The sequence below is a fragment of the Micromonospora sp. WMMA1947 genome (assembly GCF_027497355.1).
In the GTDB taxonomy this organism is placed as follows: Bacteria; Actinomycetota; Actinomycetes; order Mycobacteriales; family Micromonosporaceae; genus Micromonospora.
In genome coordinates this window covers 2,263,724-2,278,570 of record NZ_CP114909.1, presented here as the reverse complement: position 1 = coordinate 2,278,570, position 14,847 = coordinate 2,263,724, and the positions used below count along the sequence as shown (strand labels likewise).

Sequence of the window (14,847 nt, the reverse complement as noted above, 5' to 3'; positions counted from 1 at the left end):
GGCCTCCGCGTGTTCAGGCCAGCAGGTCGCGGGCCCGGTCGTAGAGGTCGAGGACCGCGCAGGCCACCGGCACGACCGCGACCACCAGCGCGGTGTCGGTCAGGTCGGCGAGCCGGCCGAGGTACGGGGAGACCGGCCGCCGGGCGTACGTGGCCCCGGCGGTGACCGCCGTCAGGGCCAGGGCCAGCCCGCCGACTGTCAACGCGAGCCGGGCAACCGGACCGGCGCGCTCGGCCAGCACCACGCCGAGCAGGGCGAACGCGGCCAGCCCGGCGACGATCGCCGGCACCCGGTGCCGTACCGCCACGAACAGCCGGGAACGCAGCAGCAACACCCCGCCGGCGACGGCGGCGAGCAGCAGCCCGGCGGTCCGGCCGATACAGACGAGCACCGCGACCGCGCCGACGGCGAGCACCGCGTGGCCGAGCAGCATCCCGGTGAGCACCTCCTCGGCGCGGGCCACCGCCGCGTGCACCCGGCCCCGGTCCGGCAGGTCCCGGGTGCCCGCCGGGCTGGGCAGGGTGAGCGGCGGCAGCGGCAGCTTGCCGACCCGGATGGCCAGCAGCGGCAGCCCGCCGAGCGCGAACACCAGCACGGCGAGCAGGACGGCGGCGGTGCCGTCCGGGTCGAGCACCAGCCCGCCGAGCGCTGCCGCCACGCCTGCCACGCCGACGGTCACCCCGGCCACGAAGACGCGGGACCGGCTGGCCACGCCGAGCAGGCCGAGCACCGCCACCAGCAGCAGCGCCACCGAGCCGACCAGGAGTTCGGGGGCACCCACCCAGCGCAGGCCGGGGATCGGGCCGACCGGATCGCCGGAGGCGACAGCCAGGGCACCGGCCACCGCGGCCCAGGGCAGCGCGTACCCGCCGAGGGTGGCGCCCACCGGGCCGTCCCCGTACGCCCGGGACGCCGCGGTGGCGGCGAGCACCAGGATCAGGGCGACCGCCGCGGCGACCGGCCAGCCGCGCGCGCTCGGCCCGGCCGCGACCACGGCGACCAGCCCGACGGCCAGGGGTACGGCGGCGCCGGCGAGCGCGGCGGCTCGGGTGGCCTGGCCGGACCAGGCGGCACCTCGTCGCCGGGCGCCGTCCACGATCGCCTCGACCACGTCGTCGTACTCCAACTCGGGCCACTGCGCGCGGGCCGGCACCAGGTGCAGCACCTCGCCGTCACGGACGCCCTGCGGCAGCAGCGCCTGGGCGGTGGCCAGCACCGCGCCGTCGGTGCGGCGCAGCACCCACCCGCCGTGCCGTTCCCCGTCGTCGGCCAGTCCCTCACCGGCGTGCCGGAGCACCTCGGGCAGCAGTTCGGCCAGGGGCACCTGCTCCGGCAGGGCCACGTCGACCCGCCGCCTGGGCGCGCTGATGGTGACCCGGGCGAGCCCGCTTGTCATCGAGGCATCTCCATATCGAGCGGGAACAGTGGGCTGACGGACGAGAGGACTTTACCTACGATGAGCCAGGCTCGGGTTACCCAGAGCCACTTTCGGGAGGGGTCGAGTGTCCACTGTCGTCATCAAGCGGCCGCCACGCCGCCCGGCACCGGAGATCCCGGTCGGTGAGCTGCCCGTCGAGGCGCCGCCGGAGATCCCCGCCGCTGCGGGTGGGCGCTGGCAGCAGGCGCTGATGGTGCTGCCGATGCTCGGCGGGACGGTGGCCATGGCGATGATGTTCGGCCGCGGCGGCGGGGCCTACTCGTACGTGGTGGGCGGCATGTTCGGCCTCTCCTCGCTGGCGATGCTGGTGACCACCTGGGGCAGCGCCGGGCCGAAGAAGTCCGAGCTGATGGCCGCCCGCCGGGAGTACCTGCGCCACCTGGCCACGCTCCGGCGCCGGGTGCGGGAGACCGCCGGCGCCCAGCGGGCCGGGCTGTCCTACCGCCATCCCGAGCCGGGGCGGCTCTGGTCGACTGTCGACAGTCACCGGGTCTGGGAACGCCGGCCGGGCGACCCGGACTTCGCCGTGGTCCGGGTCGGTGTCGGGCCGCAGACGCTGGCCACCCCGCTGGTCCCGCCGGTGACCCGCCCGCTGGAGGAGCTGGAACCGATGACGGCCGGGGCGCTGCGGCGTTTCCTGGACGCGTACTCGGTGGTGCCGGACCTGCCGGTGGCGCTGTCGCTGCGCAGCTTCGCCCGGGTCTTCGTGCGCGGCCCGGCCGGCCCGGTACGCGGCGCCGGGTCGCCCGCCGCGCAGGCGCTGGCCCGGGCGGTACTCACCCAGCTCGCCGTCTTCCACGCACCGGACGAGCTGCTGATCGCGGTCTGCGCCGGGCCGGAACGCCGGAGCGCGTGGGAGTGGGTGAAGTGGCTGCCGCACGCCCACCATCCGGCGCGTACCGACGCGCTGGGTCCGGTGCGGCTGGTCACCAGTTCCGCCGCCGACCTGGAACGGCTGCTCGACGACGTGCTCGGCACGCGGTCCCGGTTCAGCCCGCACGGCACCGCGACGGACGGGCCGCACGTCGTGGTGGTGCTCGACGGCGGCGACCTGGCCGGCGCGACCGACCTGGCGGGTGACGGCGGCATCGACGCGGTCACCGTGCTCGACCTGGACACCCCGCCGCCCCGGCTGCTCGACCGGTACGCGCTCCTGCTCGACCTCGTCGACGGCAGGCTGCACTCGCACTCCGTCCAGGGGCACGCCGAGGTGGGCGCCGCCGACGCGCTGGCGCCCGCCGACGCCGAGGCGGTGGCCCGGCGGCTCGCGCCGCTGCGGCTGGCCGGCACGGTACGCGGACCGGACGCGGTGCCCGGCGCCGAGCTGGGCCTGCCCGAGCTGCTCGGTCTCGGCGACCCGGAGAGCTTCACCGCCGAGCAGGGCTGGGCGCCCCGGGCCGCGCGGGACCGGCTGCGGGTGCCGATCGGGGTGGGCGCCGACGGCGGGGCGATCGACCTCGACCTGAAGGAGTCGGCGCAGGACGGCATGGGCCCGCACGGCCTGCTGATCGGCGCGACCGGCTCGGGCAAGTCGGAGCTGCTGCGCACGCTCGTGCTCGGGCTGGCCGCCACGCACAGCTCGGAGCAGCTCAACTTCGTGCTCGTCGACTTCAAGGGCGGCGCCACGTTCGCGCCGTTCGAGCGGCTGCCGCACACCGCCGCCGTGATCACCAACCTGGCCGACGCGTTGCCGCTGGTGGACCGGATGGTGGACGCGATAAACGGCGAGCTGATGCGCCGGCAGGAGTTGCTGCGCCGGGCGGGCAACTTCGCGAGCGTGCGCGACTACGAGCGGGCCCGGGCGGCCGGCTCGCCGCTGGCCCCGCTGCCGTCGCTGCTGCTGATCTGCGACGAGTTCTCCGAGCTGCTGTCCGCCAAGCCCGACTTCATCGACCTGTTCGTGCAGATCGGCCGGCTGGGCCGGTCGCTCGGGGTGCACCTGCTGCTGGCGAGCCAGCGGCTGGAGGAGGGGCGGCTGCGCGGGCTGGACACGCACCTGTCGTACCGGATCGGGTTGCGGACGTTCTCGGCGCTGGAGTCCCGGACGGTGCTGGGCGTGCCGGACGCGCACGAACTGCCGCGCAGCCCGGGGCACGGCTACCTGCGCTCGGGCACCGACCCGCTGGTCCGGTTCAAGGCCGCGTACGTCTCCGGCGCGGTCCGCCGCCGCGGCGGCGCGGCGGGCGCGTCCGGCACCGGGGAGGCACGCGTGCTCGCGTTCTCCACCCACCTGGTCCCGGTGCCGGAGCCGCCGACGCCGGTCGCCCCGCCGGCCGAGGACGACAACGGGGAGACGCTGCTCGACCTGCTCGTGGACCGGCTGGCCGGGCAGGGCCCGCCCGCCCACCAGGTGTGGCTGCCGCCGCTGGACGCCTCCCCCGCCCTGGACGAGCTGCTCGGCCCGGTCGGCACCGACCCGGTACGCGGGCTGACGGTGGCCAATCCGGAGCTGCACGGGTCGCTGCAGGTGCCGGTGGCAGTGGTGGACAAGCCGTTCGAGCAGCGGCGCGACCTGCTCTGGCTGGCGCTGGACGGCGCGGCCGGGCACGTCGCGGTGGTCGGTACCACCCGCAGCGGCCGGTCCAGCCTGCTGCGCACGCTGGTCTGCGCGCTCGCGCTCACCCACACCCCGGCCGAGGTGCAGGTCTACTGCCTCGACTTCGGCAGCGGGACGCTCGGCACGCTGCGCGACCTGCCGCACGTGGGCGGGGTCAGCGGACGGACCGACGGCACCGCCGTGCGCCGTACCGTCGGCGAGGTCGCCGGGCTGCTGGCCGAGCGGGAGCGGCGTTTCGCCGAGGCCGGTGTGGAGTCGATGGCCGCGTGGCGACGACGGCGGGCGGCGGGCGCACCCGACCCGTTCGGGGACGTGTTCCTCGTGGTGGACGGCTGGAACACGCTGCGGGGTGAATACGAGGACCTGGAACCGCTGGTCACCGAGCTCGCCACCCGGGGTCTGGCGTACGGGGTGCACGTGGTGGCGACCGCGCTGCGCTGGTCGGACTTCCGCCCGGCGATCCGCGACCTGTTCGGCTCCCGCCTGGAGTTGCGCCTGGGTGACCCGGCCGACTCGGTGGTGGTCAAGCGCGCGCTGGCGGCGACGGTACCGGAGGAGCGTCCGGGCCGGGGCATCACCGCGGGCGGACTGCACTTCCTCACCGCCGAACCCCGCGTCGAGGCGCTGGGCGCGGAGACCACCGATCTGGTCAAGGCGGTCGCGGGCGCGTGGACCGGCCCGCCGGCACCCCGGGTGCGGCTGCTCCCACCGGTGCTGCCGTACGCCGAACTGGACCAGCACGCGACGAGCGGGCTGGCGTTCCCGATCGGCGTCGCCGAGGCGGACCTGTCCCAGGTGGTGCTGGACTTCGCCACCGAGCCGAACTTCCTGGTCTTCGGCGACGCCGAGTGCGGCAAGTCGTCGTTCCTGCGCGCACTCGCCACCTCGATCGTCAACCGGTTCACGCCGGAGCAGGCCCGGGTGATGCTCGTCGACTACCGGCGCAGCCTGATGGGCGTGATCGAGACCCCGCACCTGATCGGGTACGGCACTGCCGCACCGCACACCGCCGAGCTGATCGAGTCGGCCGCCGGCTACCTCCAGGGGCGGCAGCCGGGGCCGGAGGTGACCCCGGCGCAGCTGCGCAGCAGGTCGTGGTGGAAGGGACCGGAGCTGTTCGTGCTCGTGGACGACTACGACCTGGTGGCGGGCGGGCCGACGAACCCGTTGCGGGCGCTGGAGGAGCACCTTCCGCACGCGCGGGACGTCGGGCTGCACCTGGTGCTGGCACGGCGGACCGGCGGTGCCGGGCGGACCGCGTACGAGCCGGTCGTGCAACGACTGCGCGAGCTGTCCACCGCCGGCCTGGTGATGTCGGGCGGTCCGGAGGAGGGCGCGCTCGTCGGTCAGGTGAAGGCCGGGCCGCTGCCCCCGGGCCGGGCGCGTCTGGTGACGCGCCGGGAGGGGGTGCGCCTGGTGCAGCTGGCGCATCTCCCGCCCGGGTGATCCGCCTCGCGGAGTTGCCCCGTGACGGTCGGGACAACCGGTAATCTCCGTGCAGCATGTGTCTGACGCGACCGAACGGCTGGGGAATGTGACAGGGGATCGGCAGGGACCGCCCGGAGGGCCGCCCCGGCGTCTCGCCGGACGCGCGCTGCTGGCCGCCGTGTCGGCACTCGTCACCGTGGCCGGTCCGTTGGCGCCGCCCGCACACGCCGCGCCCGCCGCCCCGGCCACAGTGGCGCGTCCCTGGGTGGCCCCCGACCTTCTGCCGCGCACCGGTCAGGTACGCGACGAGCAGTGGCAACTGGAGGAGTTGCGGGCGAAGACCGCGTGGCGCACCTCGACCGGGCGCGGCGTGGTGGTCGCGGTGATCGACTCCGGTGTGGACGGCACCCACCCCGACCTCGTCGGCCAGGTGCTTCCGGGCCTGGACCTGGTGACGCCGGACGGCTCGGACGGCCCGGACCCGGTGGGGCACGGCACCACCGTCGCCGGGTTGATCGCCGGGCGCAACGACGACGACCGGGGCGTGGTGGGGCTCGCGCCGGACGCCAAGATCCTGCCGGTCCGGGTCCTCGACGCCGAGAACCGCTACGACGACGCGCTGATCATCGCGAAGGCGGTGCGCTGGGCGGTCGACAACGGTGCCCGCGTGGTCAACCTGTCGCTCGGCGGCAGCAGCGACAACCCGTCCCTGGCCGCGGCGCTCGACTACGCGTTCGCCCGGGACGTGGTGGTGGTCGCCTGCACCGGCAACCTGGCCACCTCGACGACCACCGAGGTCTGGTACCCGGCCCGCGAGCCGGGTGTGCTGGCGGTCGCCGGGCTGGAGCGGACCAGCGAGAACCTCTGGTCCGGCTCGATCACGGGTCACGAGACGGTGCTCAGCGCTCCGGCCACCGGGCTCTACGGCGCCCGGCCGGGAGGCTACTGGCGGGTGCAGGGCACGAGCTTCGCCGCGCCGCTCGTCGCCGCGACCGCGGCCCTGGTCCGCGCGCGGTATCCGAAGATGCCGGCCGGGGACGTGGTGAACCGACTGATCATTACCGCCCGGGATCTGGGCCCGACCGGCCGTGACGACCGGTTCGGCTACGGCCTGGTCGACCCGGTGGCCGCGCTCACCGGCGATGTGCCGGCGGTGGGCCACAACCCGCTCGACGACAATGCCTCCCCGGGCGTGGTGGGCTTCGGGCCGGCACCCGGCGACGGGCGGGACACCCGGGCCGCCGCGGCGGGGCGGGGCGGCGACCCGCTCGGGCATTCCTCGGACGGCTGGACCGCCCGGCCGGCCGGGCAGACGGACGCCTCCGCCCCGGAGCGGCTCTGGACCGGCCTGGCCCTGTTCGTCGCGCTCGTCACCGGCACCGCGTTGATGGTTCGCCGGTTCCGGCAGGCCCGTCGCTGAACCGGTCTGATCCTGCCCTCCGGTGGGTAGGGGAAGCTCCATGGACACCACCACCGGGGCGACTGTCGCGCACCGGTCGTGGCGGAGCCGCCGCCTCGACCGCGATCACTCGCTGGGCCTGCGGCTCACCCTGACCGTTGTCGCGGCGTTCCTGGTGCTGGTGCCGTTCGCCCTGATCGCGCTGCTGGTGCTCGGCGCCTGGCCGCCCCTGCTGCGGCTGGACGCCTCGATCGCCGACGCGTTCCACGGGTACGCGCAGGACCATCCCGCCTGGGTCGGTGTGATGACGGTCTGGACGCACGTGTTCGGGCCCGGCCCGCTGCGGGTGGCAGCGGTCGTGCTGGTGGTCTGGCTGGTCCGGCGCGGCGCGCCCCGGCTGGGGATCTGGGTGGTCGTCACCATGGTCGCCGGCGGGCTTCTCGGCGCGCTGCTCAAGCTGCTCGTGGGGCGGGACCGGCCGGATCTGCTGGACCCGGTGGCCCGGGCCGCCGGCTACTCCTTCCCGTCCGGTCACGCGCTCAACGCCACGCTGGCGGCGGGTGTGCTGCTGCTGGTGTTCCTGCCGTTCGTCCGGGACAGCCGCCGGGGCCGGGTCGCGCTCTGGACGGCGGCGCTGCTGGTCACCGTGGTGACCGGGCTCAGCCGGATCGCGCTGGGCGTGCACTGGACGAGCGACGTGGTGGGCGGCTGGGTGCTCGGGGCCGCCGTGGTGGCCGCGACAGCGGCCGCGTTCGCCACCTGGCGCGGCGGATCCGGGCGGTCCTCCGCCCGTCCGCTCCGCGAGGGGGTCGAGCCGGAGCTGGCCGACCAGCGGCCGGAGGGCGACCGGGCGTAGCCGGACCCGCGCCGGGGTACAGGCGAGCTCATGTCCGATGTCGTGATCCGAGTCACCCGGCGTGTCCTGCTGCCGCTGGCCGTGCTCTTCGCACTGATGGTGGGCCTGGGCCTGCTGGTGACGCGGGTGCTGGCCCGCACCTGGCCGTTCACCGTGGAGGACACGGTCAACCGGGAGCTGGCCGGTGACCGGACGCCGGGCTGGAACGACGTCTCGCTGGTGTTCAGCACGCTCGCCAGCACCCAGATGATCGTCGTGGTGACGGTGCTGGCGGCGCTGGTGCTGCGGCTGGTGCTGCACCGCTGGCGGGAGCCGCTGTTCCTGTGCGCGGCGGTGACCGCGCAGGCGCTGATCTTCCTGTTCACCACGATGGTCATCGACCGGAACCGCCCGGCCGTCGCGCACATGGACGCCTCCCCGCCCACGTCCAGCTTCCCGTCCGGGCACACCTCGGCGGCCACCGCGCTCTACGTCGGTCTCGCGGTGCTGCTGGCGCTGCGGGCGCGCAGCACCCCGGCCAAGGTCGGCTGGTGGACGCTGCTGGTGCTGGTGCCGATCGGCGTGGCGCTCACCCGGATGTACCGGGGCATGCACCACCCCAGCGACGTGGTCGCCTCGTTCCTCAACGGCGGCGCCTGCGTGGCGATCATGGCGCGGGCGGTCCTCGACCGCACGCTCACGTGGGGCCGAGCCCGGCTGCCGCTGTCCCGCTCCGGCGACGAGGCCGCACCGGCGGGAGCACCGGCGGGTGGCTGAGCGCCGCCGGCCGGCTCAGGTGCAGTCGCCGGTCGCCACTCCCCGGGTACGCTCCGCGCCCGCCAGCGCCACCGGTCGCGCCTCGGCCGCGGTCACCGCGAAGCCGGTGTTCGGGTCGTCCGCCGCCGCCGCGAAGATCACACCGAGCACCAGACCGTTCGAGGAGATCAGTGGGCCGCCGGAGTTGCCGCTGCGTACCAGCGCCCGGATCGTGTAGATCTCCCGGTTGACGTCACCGGCCGAGTAGATGTCCGGGCCGGTGATCCGGTCGACGTCCCGGATCCGGGCCGGGCGGGCGTCGTACGGGCCGTCGAGCGGGAAGCCGAGCACGATCGCGTCGGCGCCGGTGGCGGCCGGTCCGGCGGCGAAGCGCAGCGACGGCCCGGGCAGCCCCGGTACGTGGAGCACCGCCAGATCCCGGTCCGGGTCGTAGACGACGACCTCGCCGTCGTACCGCTCACCGCGCAACTCCACCGCCACCGAGCGGGTGCCGGCCACCACGTGCGCGTTCGTCATCACCCGGTCGTCGGCGTACACGAAGCCGGAGCCCTCGATGCGGCGCGAGCAGCTCGGCGCGGAGCCGAGCACCTTCACCACCGACCGCCTGCTGTTCTGCACCACCTGGGAGTTGGCCAGCGCCGGGTCGGGCGGTGCGACCTGCCGGGCCCGGGTCGGCGCGAGGTCGCCGAACACGTCCGGGAAGCCGTTGGTGTCGACCGTGTCGCGCAGCGCGGTGGACAGGTCCTGCGCCTTGTCCGGCAGCACCTGGTCGACGACGGTGAGCAGCGCGCTGTTGCGCACCGAGGACGCCAGCCACGGCACCGAGGAGGAGCCGAGCGGCACGGCGACCAGCCACGCCACGAGCATGACCGCGACGACCGAGATGAACGCGCCGCCGACGTCGTCGATCTTCCGGCCGGCCGGACCGGTGATGGCGGCCCGCAGGTTGGAGCCGAGCCACCCGGCCAGCGCCTGCCCCAGCACCGCCAGCCCGAAGATCGCCACCAGGGAGATCAGTACGCGTGTGCCGCTCGCCGCGAACTGCTGCGCGATCAGCGGCCCGACCTGGAGGCCGAGCAGCGCTCCGAGGAAGAAGCCGGAGAACGACAGGGCCCCGATGACGAAACCCTGGCGGTATCCGCTGATCGCGAACACGAGCATGAGCAGGAGAAGGACGAGATCCACGGCGGACACGCCCCAAGGGTACGGGCACCGGGCCCGTGCTCGGCTCAGCGCTCGCTGAACGTGACCCGAGGATGCGTACGGGTGATCACCGCACCGGGCTCTCGTCGGCGGCCTCGGTGCCCGCCGACGGCGCGGGCGTGGCGCCGACCGGCGGCAGGTCCACCACACGCGAGTGCGGCCAGGGCCGGGACCAGCCGCCCATCTCCAGCAGCCGGTCGATCACGCCCGCGGTGAAACCCCAGACGAGCATGCCGCGCACCGAGAAGGCCGGGCCGATCCAGCCGCTCGGGTGGCGGACCCGCATGCGGTTGTCCGGGTCGACCAGCTCGGTGACCGGCAGCCGGGCCACGTGGGCGACCTCGGCCGGCTCGCGCGGGTGCACCGGGTGCGGGTCGTGCCACCAGGCGAGGACCGGGGTGACCACGAAGTCGCTGACCGGGATCCAGAGCCGGGGCAGCTCGGCCAGCACCGTGACGCTGCCGGGGTCGAGACCGACCTCCTCGTTCGCCTCGCGCAGCGCGGTGGCGCGGGCGTCGGCGTCCTCCGGGTCGGCCGCACCGCCCGGGAAGGCCGGCTGACCGGCGTGGTTGCGCAGCGTCGCGGCGCGCTGGAGGACGAGTACGTCCGGCCCCGCGCCGGGCTCCTCGCCGAGCAGCACCAGCACAGCGCTCTCCCGGCCGCCGCTTTCCGGCGTGACGATGCGGGTGAAGTCCTCCGCCCGCGCGGTGCCGAGCCGGCCCAGCAGCGGGTCGAACCACCCCGGCGGCGGCCGTCGGGTCATACCCGCACCCCGAGGTGGCGCTCGAGAAGCGCGGCGAGGCGGGCGTCGTCGAGCGCGCCGGTCGCGTCGGTGTGCCGGATCCGCCCGTCGGCGTCGACGAGCACGGTGAGCGGGAACGCGTTGCGTTCCAGCGCGCGCTGGAACGCGTCACCCTGGTCGAGCAGCATCGGGAAGTCGACGCCGTAGTCCTCGCCGATGGACTGCGCGCCGCCGCGGCTGTCGCGGCTGTTCACGCCGATCACCTGGAACCGGCCGTCGGCCCGCTCGCTGAGCCGCTGGAAGGCGGGCAGCTCCTTGCGGCACGGCGGGCACCAGGAGGCCCACACGTTGATCACCGCCGGGCCCTTGACGTCGCGCAGGTTCACCGGCGCCCCACCGGTGAAGCAGTTCAGTGTCAGATCGGGCAGCCGGCCCTCGGCCTTCCCGGTGGGCGCCGGGGACGCGGCGGCGGGCGCGACGGTCAGCGGGGCGCAGTCGGCGAACGGCGAAGGACGCTCGGCCCGGGTTGCCGGCGCCGGACGTTCCGGTTCCTCGGTGGTGGCGGTGCAGCCCGCCGCCGCCAGCAGCAGCGGGACGAGCAGGTAGGCGAACCGGCGCATCACGGCACGTCCGCCGCGGCGGCCTGCTGCGGCACCAGGTCGGGGTCGAGGCCGACGGCCACCGCCAGGTCACGGGCGCGGGGGCCCTTGAGCAGCTTGGCCGCGGCGGCCGGCTCGGTCGGCCCGGTGCCGTACGCGGGACAGAGCTTCGCCAACGTGCACGCGCCGCAGGCGGGCTTGCGGGCGTGGCAGACCCGGCGGCCGTGGAAGATCACCCGGTGCGACAGCATCGTCCAGTCGCGCTTCGGGTAGAGCGCGCCGATCGCGTGCTCGATCTTCACCGGGTCGGTCTCGGTGGTGAGCTGCCACCGCTGCACCAGCCGCTGGAAGTGGGTGTCGACGGTGATGCCGGGGACACCGAAGGCGTTGCCGAGGATGACGTTGGCGGTCTTGCGGCCGATCCCCGGCAGCGTCACCAGATCGTCGAGCCGGCCGGGCACCTCGCCGTCGTACCGCTCGCAGAGCGCCCGCCCGAGGTTGATCAGGGAGCTGGTCTTGTTGCGGTAGAACCCGGTGGGCCGGATCAGCTCCTCCAGCTCGGCGCGGTCCGCGCCCGCGTAGTCGGCGGCGGAGCGGTAGCGGGCGAACAGCTTCGGCGTGACCTCGTTGACCTTCTTGTCGGTGCACTGGGCGGACAGGATCGTCGCCACCGCCAGCTCCAGCGCGCCTGAGTGGTCGAGTTCACAGTGCGCGTCAGGATGCGTCTCGGTCAGCACCCGGCCGATGCGCCGGGCGCGGCGCGTACGACCGAGGTCGGTCTCGGGGGAGCGCGTGGTCACGTCGGCCAGCCTACGTCGCGGGGCCGACGCTCCGGCGGCTCGGCGCGGCGGCCGTGCGCTCAGCCACCCGCCGGTGCGGTGATCTTGCCGGTCCCGTCGAGTTTGGCGCCGGTGTCCGGGAAGTCGGCCCGGTTCAGCTCGCGGACCAGCCCGAGGCCGCGGTTCTGCCGGTCCACCGACGGACGGCCCACGCCGTTCATCACGGTGGAGGTGAACGTGCCGCCGACGAACGTCCCGTCTGCGGTGAGCGACACCTTGAGCACCCCGCCCCAGCCGAGCCGGCCCGAGCTGTTCAGCGACTTCCCGCCACCGGCGAAGTTGCCGAGGCTGTACGCGATCAGCCGCCCCTTGTAGAACTCCATCCCGCGCAACACGTGCGGGCCGTGCCCGATGACCAGGTCGGCGCCCGCGTCGATGACGGTGCGGGAGAAGCGGATCGGGTCGCCGCGGTTCTCGCCGAAGAACATCTCGGTGCCCGGCTTCACCCGGGTCTTGTCCGACCCCTCGGCGCCCATGTGCACCTGCACCACCACGATCTGGGCCTGCTCCTTGGCCATCTCGATCACCTGCTTGGCGGCGTTCAGGTCGACCAGGCTGTTCGACCAGGGGTACGACGAGAAGCCGACGACGGCGACCTTGATGCCCTTGACGTCCACCACGGTGATCTCGCCCGGCGCGCCGGTGTGCTTGAGCCCGTGCGCCTCCAGCGCCGACTGGGTGTTCTCGTAGCCCTGGCGACCGTAGTCGTAGCCGTGGTTGTTGGCCTGGTTGAGCAGCTGGAACCCGGCCGAGCGCAGGTGCGCGGCATAGCCGGGCGGTGCCCGGAACTGGTAGCAGTTCTTCGGCTGCGGGCCGCACTTGCCGGCGCCGGTGTCGTCGGTGAGCGGCTCCTCCAGGTTGCCCATCACCAGGTCGCCCTTGAGCGCCGACTTGACGTCGTCGAAGAAGCCCTTGCCGCCGTTCGGGGGCAGCCGGTCCGGCGCGTTGCCCATGATCACGTCACCGGTCGCGGTGAGCGAGATCGACGGCTCCTTCGCCGGGTCCGACGCGGCGGGCTGCTCGCCGGTGGCCGGTCCGGTCGCGCCACCGCCCTGTCCCGCCTGCCATCGGGGGTCGCCACCGGACCCGTCGGCGTCGCCGCCGCAGCCGGCGACGAACAGGACGGCGAACAGCGCGGCGAGCGCGGCCAGGCGCCGGCCGAGCACCGCGCGGCGCGGGCCGGGAGCGGCAGCGGGCGGTCCGGCGACGGCGGCGCGGAGGGTACGGGGCACAGAGCGGGCGGGAGCGTACATCGTCGGCGACGCTACCGTCCCCGGAACGCCGCGACGAGGGCCGATCGGTCGGAAAACCCGACGTGTCGCGTGTGACGGGCCCACGTCAGCCCGCCCGCCGGTCGGACCAGGGCACGACGGTCCCGGCGCCGCCGGAGCGGACGGCAGCGTGCACGGCGCGGGCCAGCGGTGCGCCCCAGGCCGACCGGGGACCGCCGTACGGGGCCGGATCGCCGTCAGCAGGGCAGAGCACCGTCACCGCGTCGGTGGGGGTGCCGGTGGCGGGAAGTCCCAGTTCCCAGATCGCCTGCGCCTTCGCCTCAGTGGCGGTGGCCACGGCGTTCACCAGGGCGGCGTCGCCGAGCCGCACCGGCACGTACGCGACGATGTTGACGGTGCCGACGCGCTGCGCGGGCCGCGGCTGCTCGCTCGCGGGCGCGGGCGCGGCGTGCGGGTCCGGCGCGGGTGCGGCGGCGGCCGGCTCGGGGGCGGCGGCCCACACCGGCGTGCCCAGGCCGACAGTCGCCCAGACCCGGACGCCGCCGTCGGTACGGCGGACCACCTCGCTCACGTCCACGCCGGTCAGCAGCCCGACCCCGGGGCCGTCCAGGCCGAGGCCGTGCGCCAGCTCGGCCAGGTGCGCGGCGGGGTCGTCCCGGTCGTACGACATCGGGACCGTCGCGTTCAGCACCCACCGGCGGACGCCGATCCCCCCGCCCAGCGGCGCGGAGCCGACCGCGAGCAGCGGCGACTCGGCCCGCCAGGCCAGCAGCGGGATGTCCCACCCGGATTCGGGCCGGCTGGTCAGGAACGGCTCACACAGCACGCCGGTCACCCTACGATCACAGGTGGGAACGGGTGGCGCCGGCCCGGGCCGGAGGCGGGATCTTAGCCGCTCCCCAGGTCGGGCGGGTTACGCCCAACGATCAAGATTCCAGGGGTGCACCTCTGATTCCTGCTCATGTGCGCCTAGACTGGCGGCGCGCGAGGGATCAGCGGACGGCAGACCCGGCCGACGGACGGCACGCGCAGGTGGAGGTGCGCGATGGACGAGGTACTGGCCCGCAGCGGGATCTTCCAGGGTGTCGACCCGGAGGCTGCCGAGGCGCTCGCCAAGGAGATGGAGACGATCGAGGTCCGCAAGGGCGAGATCGTGTTCAACGAGGGCGAGCCCGGCGACAGTCTCTACATCCTCCTGTCCGGCAAGATCAAGGTGGGTCGCCGCGCGGCCGACGGCCGACAGAACCTGATCGCCGTGATGGGCCCGTCGGACATGGTCGGTGAGCTGTCGCTCTTCGACCCCGGTCCGCGTACGGCGACGGCCACCGCGGTCACCGACACCCGCCTGGTCCGGCTGCGCAAGCAGGCGTTGCGGCCGTGGCTGAACAACCGGCCCGAGATCGCCGAGCAGCTGCTGCGGGTGCTCGCCCGCCGGCTCCGCCGGACCAACGACTCGCTCGCCGACCTGATCTTCACCGACGTACCGGGCCGGGTCGCCAAGAACCTGCTCCAGATGGCCGGCCGGTTCGGCACCCGCGACGGCGGCGTGCTGCGCGTGACGCACGACCTCACCCAGGAGGAGATCGCCCAGCTCGTCGGCGCCTCCCGGGAGACCGTCAACAAGGCGCTGGCCGACTTCGCCTCGCGCGGCTGGCTGCGACTGGACGGCAAGAGCATCATCATCCTCGACCCGGAGCGCCTGGCCCGCCGCGCGCGGGTCTGATCCTCCGTACCGGCTTCCCGGCCCGGCCCGCCACCGCGCGGAGCCGGGCCGGTGCCGTCTCTGCCCACCGCAGAA

At 74.7% G+C, this 14,847-nt stretch carries 12 protein-coding genes; 5 read left to right on the top strand and 7 right to left on the bottom strand.

What is annotated here, in order from left to right; translation table 11 throughout:
• Nucleotides 1–13: 13 nt before the first annotated feature.
• Entirely contained in the window at nt 14–1,396 is a 1,383-nt protein-coding gene (gene eccD, locus O7604_RS10985; RefSeq protein WP_281579561.1) for a type VII secretion integral membrane protein EccD, read from the bottom strand.
• Between the two features lie 106 nt (nt 1,397–1,502).
• Between eccD and eccCa the strand changes: the two genes are divergently transcribed.
• From eccCa to O7604_RS10965, 4 genes are all read left to right on the top strand, one after another.
• Entirely contained in the window at nt 1,503–5,441 is a 3,939-nt protein-coding gene (eccCa, locus tag O7604_RS10980; protein ID WP_281579560.1) for a type VII secretion protein EccCa, read from the top strand.
• Between the two features lie 88 nt (nt 5,442–5,529).
• Nucleotides 5,530–6,843 carry a type VII secretion-associated serine protease mycosin gene (mycP, locus tag O7604_RS10975; protein ID WP_281579559.1) on the top strand — a complete coding sequence of 438 codons (1,314 nt, stop codon included), beginning with the start codon at nt 5,530–5,532 and terminating at the stop codon, nt 6,841–6,843.
• 40 nt (nt 6,844–6,883) lie between these two features.
• Nucleotides 6,884–7,678, top strand: coding sequence for a phosphatase PAP2 family protein (locus tag O7604_RS10970; RefSeq protein ID WP_281579558.1), 795 nt, complete (start codon nt 6,884–6,886; stop codon nt 7,676–7,678).
• Between the two features lie 30 nt (nt 7,679–7,708).
• On the top strand, nt 7,709–8,434 hold the full coding sequence (locus O7604_RS10965; protein WP_269703631.1) for a phosphatase PAP2 family protein: 726 nt from the start codon (nt 7,709–7,711) through the stop codon (nt 8,432–8,434).
• 15 nt (nt 8,435–8,449) lie between these two features.
• Here O7604_RS10965 and O7604_RS10960 read toward each other — a convergent pair whose 3' ends face one another.
• The 6 genes from O7604_RS10960 to O7604_RS10935 form a co-directional block, all read right to left on the bottom strand.
• Nucleotides 8,450–9,628, bottom strand: a complete 1,179-nt coding sequence (locus O7604_RS10960; protein WP_269703630.1) for a MarP family serine protease — start codon at nt 9,626–9,628, stop codon at nt 8,450–8,452.
• Nucleotides 9,629–9,704: 76 nt separating this feature from the next.
• Nucleotides 9,705–10,400: a CoA pyrophosphatase gene (locus O7604_RS10955; RefSeq protein WP_269703629.1), complete on the bottom strand. Its 696-nt coding sequence runs from the start codon at nt 10,398–10,400 to the stop codon at nt 9,705–9,707.
• Nucleotides 10,397–10,999 carry a TlpA disulfide reductase family protein gene (locus O7604_RS10950; protein WP_269703628.1) on the bottom strand — a complete coding sequence of 201 codons (603 nt, stop codon included), beginning with the start codon at nt 10,997–10,999 and terminating at the stop codon, nt 10,397–10,399. The genes O7604_RS10955 and O7604_RS10950 overlap by 4 nt, the downstream gene beginning before the upstream one ends.
• Nucleotides 10,999–11,778 (bottom strand): endonuclease III, encoded by a 780-nt coding sequence (gene nth, locus O7604_RS10945; RefSeq protein ID WP_269703627.1) that lies wholly within the window; start codon nt 11,776–11,778, stop codon nt 10,999–11,001. The genes O7604_RS10950 and nth overlap by 1 nt, the downstream gene beginning before the upstream one ends.
• A 59-nt stretch (nt 11,779–11,837) precedes the next feature.
• Nucleotides 11,838–13,049 (bottom strand): CapA family protein, encoded by a 1,212-nt coding sequence (locus O7604_RS10940; RefSeq protein ID WP_269703626.1) that lies wholly within the window; start codon nt 13,047–13,049, stop codon nt 11,838–11,840.
• 106 nt (nt 13,050–13,155) lie between these two features.
• Nucleotides 13,156–13,875, bottom strand: coding sequence for an adenosylcobinamide amidohydrolase (locus tag O7604_RS10935; protein ID WP_269703625.1), 720 nt, complete (start codon nt 13,873–13,875; stop codon nt 13,156–13,158).
• 219 nt (nt 13,876–14,094) lie between these two features.
• On the opposite strand from O7604_RS10935, the gene O7604_RS10930 reads away from it, so the two are divergent.
• Nucleotides 14,095–14,772: a Crp/Fnr family transcriptional regulator gene (locus tag O7604_RS10930; protein WP_007466162.1), complete on the top strand. Its 678-nt coding sequence runs from the start codon at nt 14,095–14,097 to the stop codon at nt 14,770–14,772.
• The last annotated feature ends 75 nt before the right edge of the window (nt 14,773–14,847 follow it).

What these genes read in the sequence shown, in the direction of transcription:
- eccD (WP_281579561.1), bottom strand. Translation starts at nt 1,396, where the DNA reads ATGACAAGCGGGCTCGCCCGGGTCACCATCAGCGCGCCCAGGCGGCGG.
- O7604_RS10970 (WP_281579558.1), top strand. Translation starts at nt 6,884, where the DNA reads ATGGACACCACCACCGGGGCGACTGTCGCGCACCGGTCGTGGCGGAGC.
- O7604_RS10965 (WP_269703631.1), top strand. Translation starts at nt 7,709, where the DNA reads ATGTCCGATGTCGTGATCCGAGTCACCCGGCGTGTCCTGCTGCCGCTG.
- O7604_RS10955 (WP_269703629.1), bottom strand. Translation starts at nt 10,400, where the DNA reads ATGACCCGACGGCCGCCGCCGGGGTGGTTCGACCCGCTGCTGGGCCGG.
- O7604_RS10950 (WP_269703628.1), bottom strand. Translation starts at nt 10,999, where the DNA reads ATGCGCCGGTTCGCCTACCTGCTCGTCCCGCTGCTGCTGGCGGCGGCG.
- O7604_RS10930 (WP_007466162.1), top strand. Translation starts at nt 14,095, where the DNA reads ATGGACGAGGTACTGGCCCGCAGCGGGATCTTCCAGGGTGTCGACCCG.